This window comes from Pseudomonas sp. P7548, assembly GCF_013386585.1.
Lineage (GTDB): Bacteria > Pseudomonadota > Gammaproteobacteria > Pseudomonadales > Pseudomonadaceae > Aquipseudomonas.
Genome location: NZ_JACARO010000086.1, coordinates 63,410 through 79,061, shown reverse-complemented (window position 1 = coordinate 79,061; position 15,652 = coordinate 63,410). Strand labels below are relative to the sequence as shown.

15 protein-coding genes are annotated in these 15,652 nt (G+C 64.8%); 3 read left to right on the top strand and 12 right to left on the bottom strand.

All coding sequences use genetic code 11. From position 1 onward, the window contains the following. Positions 1-56: 56 nt before the first annotated feature. From gspD to HX803_RS27890, 12 genes are all read right to left on the bottom strand, one after another. Positions 57-2,180, bottom strand: coding sequence for a type II secretion system secretin GspD (gene gspD, locus HX803_RS27945; RefSeq protein WP_178925265.1), 2,124 nt, complete (start codon positions 2,178-2,180; stop codon positions 57-59). Positions 2,181-2,185: 5 nt separating this feature from the next. Continuing rightward, complete coding sequence (locus tag HX803_RS27940; protein WP_178925263.1) at positions 2,186-2,704, bottom strand: general secretion pathway protein GspN; 519 nt, start codon at positions 2,702-2,704, stop codon at positions 2,186-2,188. Beyond that, entirely contained in the window at positions 2,701-3,303 is a 603-nt protein-coding gene (gene gspM / locus HX803_RS27935) for a type II secretion system protein GspM (RefSeq protein ID WP_178925261.1), read from the bottom strand. Before gspM ends, HX803_RS27940 begins: the two co-directional genes overlap by 4 nt. Beyond that, a complete protein-coding gene (locus HX803_RS27930; RefSeq protein WP_178925259.1) occupies positions 3,278-4,270 on the bottom strand; it encodes a PilN domain-containing protein in 993 nt (330 codons plus the stop codon). The genes gspM and HX803_RS27930 overlap by 26 nt, the downstream gene beginning before the upstream one ends. Then, entirely contained in the window at positions 4,267-4,968 is a 702-nt protein-coding gene (locus tag HX803_RS27925; protein WP_178925257.1) for a general secretion pathway protein GspK, read from the bottom strand. The genes HX803_RS27930 and HX803_RS27925 overlap by 4 nt, the downstream gene beginning before the upstream one ends. After that, positions 4,965-5,546 carry a prepilin-type N-terminal cleavage/methylation domain-containing protein gene (locus tag HX803_RS27920; RefSeq protein WP_178925255.1) on the bottom strand — a complete coding sequence of 194 codons (582 nt, stop codon included), beginning with the start codon at positions 5,544-5,546 and terminating at the stop codon, positions 4,965-4,967. The genes HX803_RS27925 and HX803_RS27920 overlap by 4 nt, the downstream gene beginning before the upstream one ends. After that, positions 5,543-5,875, bottom strand: coding sequence for a type II secretion system protein (locus HX803_RS27915; protein WP_178925253.1), 333 nt, complete (start codon positions 5,873-5,875; stop codon positions 5,543-5,545). The genes HX803_RS27920 and HX803_RS27915 overlap by 4 nt, the downstream gene beginning before the upstream one ends. After that, positions 5,872-6,297: a GspH/FimT family pseudopilin gene (locus tag HX803_RS27910; protein WP_178925251.1), complete on the bottom strand. Its 426-nt coding sequence runs from the start codon at positions 6,295-6,297 to the stop codon at positions 5,872-5,874. The genes HX803_RS27915 and HX803_RS27910 overlap by 4 nt, the downstream gene beginning before the upstream one ends. Positions 6,298-6,304: 7 nt before the next feature. After that, on the bottom strand, positions 6,305-6,694 hold the full coding sequence (gene gspG / locus HX803_RS27905) for a type II secretion system major pseudopilin GspG (RefSeq protein WP_178925249.1): 390 nt from the start codon (positions 6,692-6,694) through the stop codon (positions 6,305-6,307). Positions 6,695-6,707: 13 nt separating this feature from the next. After that, positions 6,708-7,901: a type II secretion system inner membrane protein GspF gene (gspF, locus tag HX803_RS27900; protein WP_178925247.1), complete on the bottom strand. Its 1,194-nt coding sequence runs from the start codon at positions 7,899-7,901 to the stop codon at positions 6,708-6,710. After that, entirely contained in the window at positions 7,898-9,595 is a 1,698-nt protein-coding gene (gspE, locus tag HX803_RS27895) for a type II secretion system ATPase GspE (RefSeq protein ID WP_178925245.1), read from the bottom strand. The genes gspF and gspE overlap by 4 nt, the downstream gene beginning before the upstream one ends. Positions 9,596-9,898: 303 nt before the next feature. Continuing rightward, complete coding sequence (locus HX803_RS27890; protein ID WP_178925243.1) at positions 9,899-10,939, bottom strand: LacI family DNA-binding transcriptional regulator; 1,041 nt, start codon at positions 10,937-10,939, stop codon at positions 9,899-9,901. A 206-nt stretch (positions 10,940-11,145) separates the two neighbouring features. Between HX803_RS27890 and HX803_RS27885 the strand changes: the two genes are divergently transcribed. From HX803_RS27885 to HX803_RS27875, 3 genes are read left to right on the top strand one after another with little or no spacing between them, the layout of a single operon-like run. Further along, positions 11,146-13,341 carry a TonB-dependent receptor gene (locus HX803_RS27885; RefSeq protein WP_178925241.1) on the top strand — a complete coding sequence of 732 codons (2,196 nt, stop codon included), beginning with the start codon at positions 11,146-11,148 and terminating at the stop codon, positions 13,339-13,341. A gap of 2 nt (positions 13,342-13,343) precedes the next feature. Further along, on the top strand, positions 13,344-14,675 hold the full coding sequence (locus HX803_RS27880) for an LLM class flavin-dependent oxidoreductase (protein WP_178925239.1): 1,332 nt from the start codon (positions 13,344-13,346) through the stop codon (positions 14,673-14,675). Further along, positions 14,672-15,595 carry a sulfonate ABC transporter substrate-binding protein gene (locus HX803_RS27875; RefSeq protein ID WP_178925237.1) on the top strand — a complete coding sequence of 308 codons (924 nt, stop codon included), beginning with the start codon at positions 14,672-14,674 and terminating at the stop codon, positions 15,593-15,595. Before HX803_RS27880 ends, HX803_RS27875 begins: the two co-directional genes overlap by 4 nt. The last annotated feature ends 57 nt before the right edge of the window (positions 15,596-15,652 follow it).

Here is a 15,652-nt window from a genome sequence, read left to right as displayed (position 1 = left end):
GCTGTAAGAGCGGAACCATAGGCGGCCGTTACCTAACTAACGGATATGCCCCCAATCTACCGACCCACCGGAACCCGCAACAACCTCATCTGCTCCCGATAATCATCCGTCACCTGCCGCGCCTGCCCACTGTTGGTCACCACCCGAGGCGTAATCAACACAATCAACTCCGTGCGCGCCTTGGACTTGCTGGTACTCCCAAACAACCAGCGCAACCCCGGGATCTTCCCCAAATAGGGCACCGCACTCACCCCCTCGGCGTTGTCCTGCTTGATCAACCCCCCCAGCAACACCGTCTGCCCACTCTGCACCGCCACCTGGGTCGACACCGAGCGCGTCGAGATCCGCGGGTTCACCGGCGTATCGCTGTTAGCCGCCGTGTCCTGCGCATCGCTGACCTGCTGCTGAATGTCCATGTACACCAACCCACCCGGGTTGATCCGTGGCACCACGTCCAGGATCACCCCCGTCTGCACATACTCCACACTGCTCAACGTGGTGTCCGACACACCGGTATTCACAGTGGTCTGGCTGATGGGAATGTTGTCCCCCACCTGGATCTGCGCCGGCTGGTTGTTCATCACCACCAGCGACGGCGCCGACAGCACCTGGGTGCGCCCGTTCTTTTCCAGGGCATGCAGCGCCACTTGCAGGTTGGTGCTGACAAACGAATAGAACAACGAGTCCGTCGCCCCCAACCCCGCCCCGCCACCGCCCAGTGCGCCCTGGCTGCCGGAGGCGTTGGCCACCGTGGTGCTGGCCGAATTACCCGCCAGGCGCCCCAGGTACCACTGCACGCCCAGGTCCAGTTCGCCGCTCAGTTTCACCTCCAGGATGCGCGTCTCGATCTGCACCTGCAGTGGCGGGTTGTCGAGCCGTTTGATTGCCGCTTCGATCTCCTTCCATTGCGCCGGGCGTGTGCGCACCAGCAGTTGATTGCTGCTCTGTTGTGCGGTGATCCGTGTGCCGGCTTCAAGGTCGCTGCTGGGGGCGACGGTCTTTTCTTCGGGCGCAGGTTCCGGCTCATCTGGCACTGGGGGTGTGTTCTGCAAGCCACCCATGCCGGGCGAGGCCAGGGTGGTGGTGCGCAACCCCGGCGCCACCTTGGCCGGCGTGTCGTCCTTGATCGCACCGGTGCCGTAGATCTGCCGCAGGTACTTGGCCAGGTCGGCGGCTTTCATGTTGCGCACGTCGTAGACATACATCTGCGGCTCGTTGCCGCCGCCTTCGTCGATGGTGCGAATCCAATCCCCCACTTCGCTCAGGTACTGCGGCTGGGACGAAATTGCTACCACCGAGTTAGTGCGTTCGATCGGCAGGAACCGCAACATGCCCGCCAGGGGCATGCCGCTGTCGGGGCCGAACAGGTGTTGCAGCTCAGGCATCAACTCGGCCACCGACGCGCGTTGCAGGCCAAACACGCCCACCGACATGCCTTTGAGCCAGTCCACGTCAAAGGTGTCGATGGTGTCCTGGTAGTTGGCCAGTTCATCCGGCGTACCGGCCAGGCTCAGCACATTGCGCGCCGGGTCCACCAGCAGGAATGCATTCTCGCGGGCGAAAGGCTTGAGCAGTTTTTGCATCTCGGTGGCCGAGATATAGCGCAGCGGGAACAACCGTGCCGAGAGCCCGCTGGGCGGCTGGGCCACGCGCATCTGCGGCACCAGTTTGCCGGCCACGGCCTCGTTGGCCGGCAGGATCACGTAGCGCGAACCCTGGCGGATCATGGCGTTGTCGGTCCAGGACAGCAGGGTCTCGAGGATCGACAGCGCCTGCTGCTTGCTCACCGGCTTGGAGGTGGAAAAACTCACGCTGCCCTTCACGCCCTGGGCGATGCTGTAGTTCTCGTGCAGCAGGTCGCCCATCACGCTGTTGATCACGGCTTCAATGGGCTGGTCGGCAAAGTTGAACACGATGTCGCCGCCCTCCTCCTGTGCGCTCGGCGCCGCACCGGGTGCACGCACGAACTGTTGGCTGCCGCGAATCAGTTGGCGCTGCGGTGGCGTTTTTATCGACGGCTGCGGGCTTTCGGCCGCCGACTGCTCGAGCGGCGGGCGTTGTGTGCCGGTACCCTGCAGGGCCTCGTGCATCAGGTCCTCATCCGGGTCGGCGCGGTCTGGAAAGGAGCCGCAGCCGCCCAAGGCAAGAGCGGTGGCCAGGCAAAACGTTGAGGTGCGCATATCAATCAAGGGAGAGGCTCGCGGGGCAAAGTCATCGGGGGGCGGCTGGACGGCGGTGGCAAACGCTTGGCGTAGAGGCTCAAGGTCTGGGTGCGGCCGTCCAGGCTGAATCGGGCGTATTGCGGGGTGAGATGTTCCAGGCGCCAGCCGTTGGGCAGCGTCTGGCCCAGGCGCACCGTGAGGGGCGCGCCACTGGCCGGTTTGAGCATCGCCATCTGCAGGTTGCCGGTGATCATGATTCCGCTGAGGGTGAGGTTGGCCAGGCTCGACACCTGGGCCTTGCCCACTACACGGTCGGGGCTGCGATCAGGGCTGAACAGCGGGGTTTGCCAAGTGGCGGCCAGGTCTTGCAGCGCGATACTCGGGGCTGTTTGCACACGGCTCGAAGGCTGGGCCGGGGCGCTGGGTTCCGGCAGCCACTGCGGCTCGTCGCCGATGCTGCTGAGGATTACCGCCATCAACACACCCAGCAACCCGGCCAGGCCGAGCAGGCCCCATTCCAGGGGCCGCAGTACGCTCGTCATGGCGTCACCCGCGCCGGTTGCAGGTAACCGCGCACCAGCAGGTGCACCACCAGTTGCCCCGCACCGCCACTGGCCGGGGCCTGCTGGCTGCGGCGGATACGCAACTCATCGACGAACAGAAACGGTGGCTGGTATTCGAGTTCATGCAACAGCGCCTCCAAGGGTTCGATGGCGCAGTTCAGCGTAAGGCTGACCTTGACCTGGCGGTACGGCTCGCCGTCATCCTGCTCCGGGGTGATGGGTTTGCGCTGGGTCAGGCGACAGCCGCCGCCGAGGTCGGCATAGCTGTTGATCAGGTCGGCGAGGCGTTGCATCAGGTCGGCGGCGACCACGTCGGGATCGTCCCCCGGCAATAGGCTGGTGCTGCTGGCCGGGTCCTCGCGCGCCTGCTGCAATTGCGCGCGCAGCGCATCGCCCTGGCGCAGCACGCCGGCATAGCGTTGCTGCTGCTCGCGCAGCTGATCGGCGCGCTCGCCCATCTCGCGCAATGGCCCGGCGAACCAACTGTCGATCAACAGCCAGTAGGCGGCGCCCACCACGAGCGCCAGGATCAGCAACGCCGAACCACGACGTTCACGGGGTGTGAGGGGTCGGCGCATCGGCCACCTCCTGGCGCAGGTGGGCGCGCAAGGCAAACTGGTCCTTGCCGGTGCGCGCATCCGGTTGAATCACCCCTTCAAACTGGGCATTTTCCAGGCGATGGCAGCCTTTGATCCGGGTGATCAGGCCGCTGGCCTTGGCGCTTTGCCCAGAGAACGAGACTTCTCCGTCTTTCACGTCCAACTGGTCGATCCAGGTGTCGGCCGGCAAGCAAGTGGTCAGGTCATTGAGCAGCGCGGCCAGCGGGGGCTGCGCCAGTTTGCGGCGGGTGAGGTACTGCGCCGCGCCACGGGTGTTGAGCAGTTGCTGGCGCAGGGCGTGCACCTCGGCGACCTGGGCTTTCTGTTGCTGGACGCTGGCCTGCATGACGTCGAGCACGCGCTGGCGATCGTTGAGCCACAGCAGCATCGCCGCAATCAGCAAGGCCCCGCACAGCCACGGCAGGCTGCGCTGCAAGCCCTTGCCCGGTGGGTGCTGGCGCGGTCGCAACGGCGCGGGCAGCAAGTCGACACCGAGGTCGCCCACTTCCACGCGGTGGGGCTGCAGGCCAAGGGCAGTGCAGTCAGCAAGGATCTGGTCGAGGTGCTCGCGCAGGATCGCCACCAGCCGCACCTCCAGGTGGGCGGGTGCGCGGCGCAGCGGCTGCGCGACGAAGTACAGTTGGTCGGCGTTGAACGGGGTGTAGCGGTCCAGCTCATAGCCCACCACGGCGGTGAGGTTGCGCGCCGCCGCCAGGGGCAACTGCACGGTTTGCAGCAACACGGCGTCGGTGGCCAACACCAGCACTTGGCGCGTGTTGCCCGGCGCAACCGGCTCGCTCAACGGCCAGTGATGACGTTGCTCGGGCGGCTCGTGAAGGGCCAGCCAGCCCGGCACACAGCCGCGCAATTCAGCCAGCCAGAAGCGCCAGCCCTGTTGCAACAGGCTACCGCGCCAATGTCGGGCGATGGGTTCCAATCGATTCATTCTTGCCACCGCACTACCCGATAGGGTTGTGCGCTGTCCTCCGATGGGCTCAATAAAACGGTGGCTTGCACGCGTGCCTTGTACCCACCCGGGCGCTCGGCGCGGCTGTCGACCTGCAGCACCAGGCCAGGGTCGGCGCCCTCGGCCTTCTGTTGCGGCAGGTTGAGGGCCTTGCGCATCAGCGGGCTGGCAAAGGCCGCGTCGGGGCGATCCAGGTCGCTCCACAAGGTGATTTCAGGCAGCAGTTGGCTGTAGAGCGCTTGCGTCATGCCCGGCAGCTGGCGCACTTCTTCCAGTACGCGAAACGGCGCCAGGCCCCTGTTGCGGCGGGTTTCGAGGGCCTTGGCCAACGCGCTCGCCTGGGCCTGGCTGGCCCCGCACGCCAGGGCCAGGCGCATGAAGTCATCCGCCTCGGCGTTGACCAGGTACAACTTGCCGCGCTCGCTGCGCAGGCTGACGTGCAGGTGGGCGTCGTCGAACGTCAGGCCGATCTCACGGCCATCGGCCACCCGGCGCGGGTCAGTCATGGCCAGGGCGATGCCGGCTTCGGCGGCCAGGACGGTCTGGGTATGTTGACGAAACCACAGGGCCTGGCGGCTTTCCAGTTGCACCCAACCCACCAGCCCGCCCAGCAACACACTGAGCAACGCCAGCACCCACAGCACCAGCAGCAGGGCCGCACCGCGCTGACGCTTCATTCTCCCGTCGCCCCGCTGGCCAGGTCCAAGCGCAGGGCAATCACTTGGGTCACCCAGGGCACCGGCCCGTTGAGCTGGGCCGCGATGCGCACCGCGTAGGGCAAGCGCCTGGGCCACGGCCACGCATCGAGCCAGCCGGTGGCCTGGCCCAACGGGGAGACGCCGCGATAACTCATTTGCAGCCTGTCGAGGTCGTGCAGCAACACCTGGGGTTCGCGGCCAGGAAACGCCACCTGCAACGTCTGCTCGACCCGTTGCAGGGTGAAGCGCTGAATCCCGCCACCCAGTACCCCAGGCAAGGTCGAGACAAACTGCACATGCTCGGGCGCACCAACAAAAAAACCTTCCGTTACAGCCGCCTCGTCCACCCCACTCAACGGCAGCGCTTCGCCGATTGCCGTGCGCAGGAACTGCTGGGCTGCGCGCACTTCGTCCAGGCTCACCGTGTAACGCTGGGCCTTGGACACCGCACGATTAGCCCCCAGCAATGCCCCACCCACCAGCACCAGCAACACGGCGAGCAGACTGAGCACCACCAGGATCTCCAGCAGCGTGAAGCCTTGCTCGCAGCGCTTCACAGGCGCGCCTTCAGGGTGCTGAAACGGGCCTGGTGCGGGCCCTCACTGAGGCTCAGATCGACGCGAAACACCTGGGGTTGCTGGCGGGTGCAGTTCAGCTGCCAGTGAATGCCATCCAGCTCCCCCTGGCGCACGCCGACACTCAACGGCCCCGCCGCCTCCTGATCGAAAATCGACAGCGCGGCGTGCGTGAGCCGATCACTGTGGGCCACCTGGGAAAGCGAGCGCGCGCTCTGCCCGAACGCCACCAGCAACACGCTGCTGCACACCGCCATCAGCGTCAGTGCGGCGAGCATTTCCAGCAGGGTGAAACCGGCCTGGCGCTTCATGGCAGGGCCTTTGACTGCACGCTGCCGGTGAGCCAGCCGATGTCGATGCGCCAACGCCGAGTGCCGCTGGCCAGCAGGAGGTTGCCCCCGGTGGAGCTGCCGTCGGGGTAGAACTCGACAGCCGGCCCCACCTGCTCGGCCGTGTGCAAGGTCACCTGCAATGGCTCGGGCCATTGCTGCCGCGCACGTCCCGGTGCCTGGAACGTCCTGGCGGGCAGGTCAAACTCGGTGCGCGCCGCCTGGCCGCCGATAATTGCTCCGGCCCGGGTGGCACGCAACGCTTCCACCATCTGCCCGACGGCTCGGCGCTCCTTGGCGACCTGCAGTCCCTGGCGCACACCCAGGCCGAGCAAGCTGGCGGCGAGGCTGATCAACAGGATGACCACCAGCATCTCCAACAAGGTAAAGCCGCGCTGGGCCATGGCCCGGTTATTCCCAGTTGCCCAGGTCGGCGTCGTAGCCTTCGCCACCGGGTTGACCGTCGCGGCCGTAGAAGATCAGGTCGAAAGGCCCGTGTTCACCCGGGAAGCGATAGCCGAAGGCGTGCCCGAAGGGGTCCTTGAGGTCCGAAGGCTTGGCGTAGCCACCGGGCTTGTCCACCAGCTGTTGCAGGGTGCCGGGCGGCGAGCCGACGTCCAGCGCATAGCTGTCGATCTTCATGCTCAGGCTGGCGAGCTGGGCCTTGCCGGCACCGTACTTGCCCTTGTCCACATTGCCGCCGACCTGGCGCACCACAATGGTCGCGACGATGCCCAACAGCACGATCACCGCGAGCATTTCGAGCAAGGTAAAACCGCCTTGGCGGCGTGAAGTCTTCATGGGGTCTGCTCCTTCATAAGTGGCTGGTGAGGCTCATCAGCGGCAGCATGATCGCCAGCATGATCACCGCCACCAGAACGGCCATGACCACGGTCAGCGACGGCACCAGGGCAGCGAGCAGGCGGTCGATGCCGCGCTTGGCTTCGACGTCGAAAATGTCAGCGACCTTGAGCAGCATGCTGTCCAATTCCCCGGCCTGTTCGCCGACGTCAATCATTTGCAGGGCGAGGTCGGGCAACAGGGGTTGAATGCCAAAGGCCGCACCCAGGGTGCCACCGCCCTTGACCGACTCGGCCGCGACCGCGACTTGCGCCTGCAACGCACGGTTGCTGCAGACTTGCCGGGCAATCACCAGGGCTTGCAGCAACGCCACCCCGTTGCTCAGCAGGGTGCCGAGGGTGCGCGCCAACCGGGCGGCTTCGACCCTTTGCAACAGCGGGCCAATCAGGCGCACACCGAGCAGGCGCCGGTCGAACGCTTCCCGGTGCCGGGGATCGCGCAGGCGAGCGGCGAGCCCCCAGGCAATCACCAGCAACCCGGCCAGCACCGCCCAGCCATAGCGGCTGAGGAACTCGCCGAGCGCAAGGATCGCCTCGGTGATCAGGGGAATCGGCACGCCGAGGTCCTCGAAAATCGGCACGAACTGCGGCACCACATACGCCAGCAACAGCGCCAGGGACCCCAGCACGCCGACCACCAGAAAGGCCGGGTAGATCAGCGCATTGATGACCTCACCGCGCAGCAACTGGCTGCGTTCCAGGTAGTCGCTGAGCTGGCGCAAGGTGCCTTCCAACGCACCACCGGCTTCACCGGCGCGCACCATGCTCACGTACAGCGGCGAGAAGCCGCCCTCCGCCTCCAGTGCCGCAGACAACGGCTGGCCGGCCTTGACCTGATCGCGGATGCGCTCGACCAATGCTCGCACTTGAGACTGGCCGGGTTGTTTGAGCAGCAGGCCCAGCGAGCGCTCAAGGGGCTGGCCGGCGCCCAGCAGCGTCGCCAATTGCTGGGTGAAACTCACCAGGGCGGCACCCTTCAACTGCCCGCGCGTGGCGTTCGACCTGAGGCCGCCCGCCGACTCGATCTGTAGCAACAGCAGGCCGCGTTTGTGCAAGAGGGCAACAGCGGCAGTCTGGTCCTTGGCTTCAAGCGTGCCGTTGTGAGCGGCCCCTTGGCTATCCAGGGCACGGAACTTGAACAGGCTCACGCGCCCTCTCCCCGGGTGACGCGCAACACTTCTTCCAGTGACGTGACGCCCGCCAGCGCCTGGCGCAAACCTTCTTCATGCAAGGTGCGCAAACCGGCGCGACGTGCAGCCTGCTCCAGGGTGGCGGCGTCGGCATGACGCATCAGCAGGCTGCGCAATTCGTCGTTCATCACCAACAATTCGGTGAGGGCGCTGCGGCCTTCATAACGGCCCCGGTAAAGCAGGATCGGGCGGGTGTCGGTCAGGCGGTCCAGGCCGTGTTCTGCGATCAGTTCCGGGGGCGCTTCGAACGCCGTGCGCGTGGCCGGGTCCAGGCGTCGCACCAGGCGTTGCGCGAGGATGCCGCTGACGGTCGATGCGATCAGGTAGCTTTCCACACCCATATCGAGCAGGCGGGTAATGCTGGCGGCGGCGCTGTTGGTGTGCAGGGTGGAGAGCACAAGGTGGCCGGTGAGGGACGACTGGATGGCGATGCGGCAGGTTTCCAGGTCGCGGATTTCGCCGATCATGATCACGTCCGGGTCCTGGCGCACGATGGAGCGCAACGCCCCGGCGAAATCCAGGCCGATGGCGGGCTTGACCTGGATCTGGTTGATGCCTTCGAGCTGGTATTCCACCGGGTCTTCCACGGTGATGATCTTGCGCTCGGCGGTGTTGAGCCGCGACAACGCGGTGTACAGCGTGGTGGTCTTGCCCGAGCCGGTGGGGCCGGTCACCAGCAGGATGCCGTGGGGCCGTTCCAGCAAGTCGAGGAAGGCCGCCAGGCGCTGGCCGTCGAAACCCAGGTGCTGGAAATCGAACTGCACGGTCTGGCGATCAAGCAGGCGCATCACCACCGACTCGCCAAAACTGGTGGGCACGGTGGACACCCGCAAGTCCAGCGCCTTGCCCTGGATGCGCAGCATGATGCGCCCGTCCTGGGGCAGCCGGCGTTCGGCAATGTCCAAGCGCGCCATGATCTTCACCCGCGAGATCACCGCCGCCGACGAGCTGGCCGGTGGCGCCTCCGCCTCATGCAGCACGCCGTCGATGCGGTAGCGCACCTTGAGCTGGTTTTCGAAGGGTTCGATGTGGATGTCTGAGGCGCGTTGTTCCACGGCGCGCTGGAGGATCAGGTTGACCAGGCGAATCACCGGGGCTTCGGAGGCCATGTCCTTGAGGTGTTCGATGTCTTCCAGCGCACCGCTGCGCTCATCGAGGTTCTCAATCAGGGTGCCCATGGCCGAACGGCCCTGGCCGTAATAGCGCTCGATCAGCGTGTCGACTTCGGTGCGCGGGCCGACGGCCAGCCACACCGGCACCTGGCAGGCGTAGGCCAACGCCTGGAAGGCATAATGCTGGGCCGGGTGAGCGGCCAGTACGTGCAGGCCGGCTGCACTCCATCCCATGGGCACCACTTGGTAGTGGCGCATGAAGCGTTCGGTGAGTGGGGGCAATGGGTCGAGCACCGGGGGCGCGGTATCCGCCAACAACAGCGGCGCGTCCAGCAGGTGGGCCCAGGCGCTGGCCAGTTCGATCTCGGACACCAGGCCCAGGCGTGTCAGCAGGCCCAGCAGGTCGCTGGCGTCTGTGGACAGGCGCTGGGCACGCTCCAGGTCGACGGTTTTCAACCCGGCGTGCTGCCTCAGCCACGCGCACACTTGATCGGTGTGCGGTATCTGCAGGTGGCAGGCATCGATAAGGGCTGACGACATAATGTTGGGTGTCTGGTTGCGAGAAAGTATGGCTATTTGGAACTACTGATAAGTGCCATTAGTTAGCCACGCCCGGAGACAAAGTTGGCCGGGTTAATCGACTGGAAGTTGCAACGCTAGTTCCTGAGATGGGGAAACAAACTGAAATGAATGGCCATCATCTGTCCCGGATTTCCCTGACAGCCCTGGCGCAGGCCTTGTGGTTGTTGGGCTTGGGCTGTGCTGCGGGGACGTGACGCCTCAACTTTTCCTGACACACCGCGGCGCGGGGCAAGCCCGCTCACTACAGGTCGAGTTAGTTGATTAAGCGCTCTCGCGTTCTATCAAATGGCAGGCTAATAGATTCAAGCGCTTAACTTGGTCATCACAGGGCAAAACACCCAAACTTTCAAGTACGCGCGTGGCCGCTAATACGCCGATCTCCAGGGCTGGCGGTTTGATTGTGCTCAGGCTCGGCAGCAGCATTTCGGCGAACGGGTAATCACCGAAACCCAGCACGGCGCAGTCGTGCGGGATCTTGAGCCCAGCACGCTGCCCGGCAAGCAAGCCACCTGCGGCGAGGTTGTCATTGGCGAAGAAGATCGCGTCAGGCGGGTTGGCGTGGCCCATCAGCACGTCCATTGCCTGCTTGCCCGCCTCGAAGGGCGCGCGATCGGCGTCCGGGGCGAACACCCAGGGCTGCATACCGAGTTCAACCAGGGTGGCGGTAAACCCATCGCGCCGCTCCAACGCGCTGAAGTCGCCCGCCGCACTGTTCTGGACAAACGCAATACGCCGGTAGCCCTTGCCGTGCAGGTAGCGCGCCGCCGTGACGCCCACCTCGTAATGGGAAAAACCGATCTGCAAGGGCTCGCGCTCGGGCACGTAGTCCCAGGTTTCGACCACCGGGATATCCGCGTCGGCGATCATTTTTTCGGTGCCCGCACTGTGGAATCGGCTGGTGAGCACCAGCGCTGCGGGCGACCAGCCGAGGAAGGCACGCACCGCGCTTTCTTCCTGTTCGGCGCTGAAGTAGCTCGACGCCAACAGCAGTTGGTAACCGTGGCGGCTGAGGGTGTCGCTGAAGCCCTGGATGGTATTGGCAAAGATCGGCCCCGAGATGTTCGGGATCACCATCGCCACGATCCGCCCACGCGCCGACGCCAAGCCGCCCGCGACCAGGTTGGGCACATAGCCCAGCTCGGCCACCACCTCGGCAATCCGCTCACGCCGCTCGGGCGACACTTGCTCCGGCTGGTTGAAATAACGCGACACCGTGATCGCCGACACGCCCGCCTGACGCGCCACGGTGTTTAAGGTGACACGCCCGGCGCCACGGCGTTTGCGCGGTTTTTCTTCGCTCAAGGGACGATCCTGTTAAAAACCAAAAAGAATATAGGACTAATTTTTTAGTATTTGACGCTCTAAATCAGACCCACCACTATGCCGATGTTAGCGCTAACAAAGCGTTCTGTCTGCTACTCGCTCAAGCGAATGCCAAAGACACATTTACAGGCGTTGTCGTCGCAGAACGGCAACGGTTCAGGGCATTTTTTTCGAGCGGGCACACCATGCACAACTTCCAATACGCCAGAGCACACCTGCTGGTCCTGGCCGGGCTGACCGCCCTGCCCGTCTCCGGCGCCTTCGCGGCCGATGAGCCGGAGCCGACCCTCAAACCCGTCACGGTCACCGCCACCCGCCGTGAAGAGTCACTGCAAAAAGTGCCCGTGGCGGTTTCGGTACTCGACGGCGAACAGCTGGAGCGCGACAACCGCAACGGCGTGGCAAGCATCGCGCAGCAGGTGCCGTCGCTGAACTTTCGCACGGGGGCGTCCAACAAGGACACCTCGTTGTTCGTGCGCGGCGTGGGCACCATCTCCACCTCCCCTGGCGTTGAGCCGACCGTGGCCACGGTGATCGACGGCGTGGTCTACGCCCGCCCCGGCCAGGCGACGCTTGACCTGCTGGACCTGGATCGCATCGAAGTGCTGCGCGGCCCCCAAGGCACGCTGTTCGGCAAGAACGCCTCGGCCGGTGTGCTGAACATCACCAGCAAGGCCCCGACTGCCGAGACCCACGGCTACATCGACCAGTCCTACTACAGCGGCAATGAAAGCCGCACTCGGTTCGGCATCGGCGGCAGCCTGGTGCCGGACGTGCTCAAAGGCTCGATCAGCACGCTGTTCGGCAGCTACGACGGTAACGTGGATAACCATCACAACGGCCAGGAGGTCAACGGCTATAACCACAAGGGTATTCGCGGCAAGCTGGAGTTCACCCCCAACGACGACGTGAAACTGACCCTGATCGCCGACTACATGCAGTCCCACGACGACGCGCCGAATGGGGTGGTGAGCAAGTCCCTGTCACCTGCGTTTACCAACGCCTTGAGCCCGGTGCGCGCCACCGGTGACAACCGCGACATCAACACCGACACCCGCACTTACGTCGACGACACCAACAAGGGCGTGTCGGCGCAACTGGACTGGAACCTGGGTGACTACACCCTGACCTCGATCACCGCCTGGCGGGGTTGGGACAACACCCAGTACCAGGACGGCGACCGCCTCGGCACCGTGACCGCTGCGTTCCCCGGAACCGCCGACAAAGGCCAACTGGCCTTCAACCAATACTCCCAGGAGCTGCGCCTGGCCTCGCCCAAGGGTGAGTTCCTGGAATACGTCGGCGGCCTGTACTACATGCATGGCAAGGACGAAGAAACCTACCAACGCACACTCACCACCACCACACGCACCGACCGTGGCATCGCCGACTACAGCACCACCAACGACAGCTACGCGGTGTTCGGCGAGACCACGCTGAACTTCACCTCGCGCTTTCGCGGGATCGCCGGCCTGCGCTACACCCATGACGACCTCAAATACGATCACCGCCGCGTCTCAACCTCGGCCACCACGGTCAGCGGGATTCAACCGGCCACCTCCAGCTCGGGCTCGGTGGATGAAGACGGTTGGTCCGGCCGCCTCGGTGTGCAGTACGACCTCACCGACAGCATCACCAGCTACCTGACGTACTCGCGTGGCTACAAAGGCCCGGCGTACAACGTGTTCTTCAACATGCAGCCGCGTGACACCGACGCGCTCAAGCCGGAAACCTCCAACACCTGGGAGGCCGGGATCAAGGCCACCGCCTGGAACAACCGCCTGACCACCAACCTCGCGGTGTTCCACAGCGATTACGACAACTATCAAGCCAACTTTTTCGACACCGTCGCCGGCCAGGTGGTGACCCGCCTGATCAATGCCGGCAGCGTCAGCACCGAAGGTGTCGAGTTGGACTACACGTTGCAAGCCACCCAACAACTCAAGCTGTCCGGCGCCCTGGCCTACACCCGTGCGCGCATCGACGAGTTCGCCTGCCCAGCGGGTGCCGCGGCCACCTGCAACGTGAACGGCAAGCCGCTGCCGTACAGCCCCGACTGGAAAAGCTACGTGCGCGCCGACTACACGATCCCGCTGGATAACGGCCTGGATATCGAACTGGGCACCGACTACAGCTGGCAGAGCGAAGTGCAGTACGACATCAGCCAGAACGTCGACACCAAGCAGGGCGCCTACGGCATCTGGAACGCCAGCGTGGCCCTGGCCGACTACAGCAACGGATGGCGTGTCGCGCTGCTGGCGAAGAACCTCGCCGACAAATCCTATTCCCCGCTGCTGGCCAGCGGCGGCAACTACATCTACCGCGCCGTGCCCCGTGACGATGAGCGTTACTTCGGCGTGCAACTGCGTAAGGATTTCTAAGCATGAGCCGTCAGCTGAAACTCGGCGCTTTCCTCATGGCCACCGGGCACCACGTGGCCGCCTGGCGCCACGCCGATGTGCCGGCGAACGCCGGGCTGGATTTCAAGCACTACACGCACCTGGCGCGGGTGGCCGAAGCGGCCAAGTTCGATACGCTGTTCGTGGCCGACAGCATTGCGGCGGCCACCGGCGAAATCGCCAGCCAAATGGCTCGCTCGGATCATTTTGAGCCGCTGACCTTGCTCTCGGCGCTCAGTGCGCTGACGGAGCATATCGGCCTGATCGCCACCGCCACCACCAGCTACAACGAGCCCTACCACGTGGCGCGTAAATTCGCCTCGCTGGATCACCTGTCCGGTGGGCGTGCGGGCTGGAATCTGGTGACCTCGGACAACGCCGCCGAGGCGCAGAATTTCGGCCGCGATGAACACCTGGGCCACGCCGAGCGCTACAGCCGCGCGCGGGAATTTCATCAGGTGGTGACCGGGCTGTGGGACAGCTGGGAAGACGACGCCTTTGTGCGCGACAAGGCCAGCGGCACCTATTACGACCCGGCGAAACGGCATGTGCTGGAGCATGTCGGCGAACATTTTCGCGTCAAGGGCCCGCTTAACGTGGCGCGCTCGCCCCAGGGCCAGCCGGTGATCGTGCAGGCGGGCTCGTCCGAGGCGGGCCGCGAACTGGCGGCGCAGACGGCCGAGGTGGTGTTTACCGCACAGACGTCGCTGGCGAATGCCCAGGCGTTTTATGCGGACCTCAAGGGTCGCCTCCAGCGATACGCACGTGAACCCGATTCGCTGAAAATCATGCCCGGCGTGTTTGTAGTGGTCGGGCCGACCAAGGCCGAGGCACAGGCCAAGTTCGAAGCGTTCCAGGACCTGGTCGAGCCCGAGGTGGGTGTCGCCTTGTTGGGGCGCATGCTGGGTAACTTCGACCTGTCGGGCTACCCGCTGGACGGGCCATTGCCGGAGCTGCCCTTGACCGACAGCGGGCAACGCAGCCGCCAGCAATTACTCAGTGAATTGGCCAACCGCGAGCAGCTGACGTTGGCGCAGTTGGGGCGGCGAATTGCCGGTGGTCGCGGGCACTACAGCCTGATCGGCACGCCTGCGCAGATCGCCGACGAGCTGCAACACTGGTTCGAACAGGGCGCCGCCGATGGTTTCAATATCCTGGTACCGCACCTGCCCGGTGGGCTGGAGGACTTCGCCCAGTGGGTGGTGCCCGAACTGCAACGGCGCGGGCTGTTCCGCACTGAATACAGCGGCACGACCTTGCGTGAAAACCTCGGTTTGGCGCGCCCCGAAAACCGCTTCAAAAAGGACGATGCATGAAAATTCCGGCGCTGTTACTCGCCCTGTTGGCCGTTACACACACCGCACTGGCGGCCGACCCAACCACCCTGCGCATCGGCTACCAGAAAGGCTCTATCGCTCTGGTGCTGGCCAAGGAACACGGGCTGCTGGAAAAGCGCTTCCCCCATACGCAGGTCAAATGGGTCGAGTTCCCCGCCGGCCCGCAGATGCTGGAAGCACTCAATGTCGGCGCGCTGGACGTGGGTTCCACCGGGGATATCCCGCCCTTGTTCGCCCAGGCCGCAGGCGCCGACCTGGTCTACATCGGCGCCGAGCCGCCCAAGCCCAGCGCGGAAACGATCCTGGTGCGCAACGACAGCCCGGTGCATTCGGTGGCCGACTTGAAGGGCAAGAAGGTTGCGTTCCAGAAAGGCTCCAGCTCCCACAACCTGATCCTGCGCGCCCTGAACAAAGCCGGGCTGAGCTACAAGGAGATTCAGCCGGTGTACCTGCCACCTGCCGATGCGCGCGCGGCGTTCGAGCAAGGCAGCGTGGATGCCTGGGCGATCTGGGAACCCTACTCGTCCCTGGCGTTGAGCCAGAGCCCCAGCCACGTGCTGGCCAATGGCGAAGGGTTGGGGTTGTCGGGCCCGGTGTACACCGCGCGGCGCGACTATGCGCAGGCCAACGGCGCGTTTGTACAGGACCTGCTGGGTGAACTGACGGCGGCTGAAGCGCTGACCCGCAGCCAGCGCGAAGACAGCTTGAGCGTGCTGACCCGCTTTATGGGGCTGCCTGCCGAGGTGATTGCGCGCTACATGGATAACCGCCCGCCGTCGCCGATCTTGCCGATTGACGAGAAGATCATCCAGGCGCAGCAGGCGACGGCGGATTTGTTTTACCAGAACCGCTTGCTGCCTAGAGCCATTGACGTGAAAAAAGCCGTAGAGAACAACTGAAATCAAAATGTGGGAGCGGGCTTGCTCGCGAAGGCTGTGTATCAGCTTGCACATGCA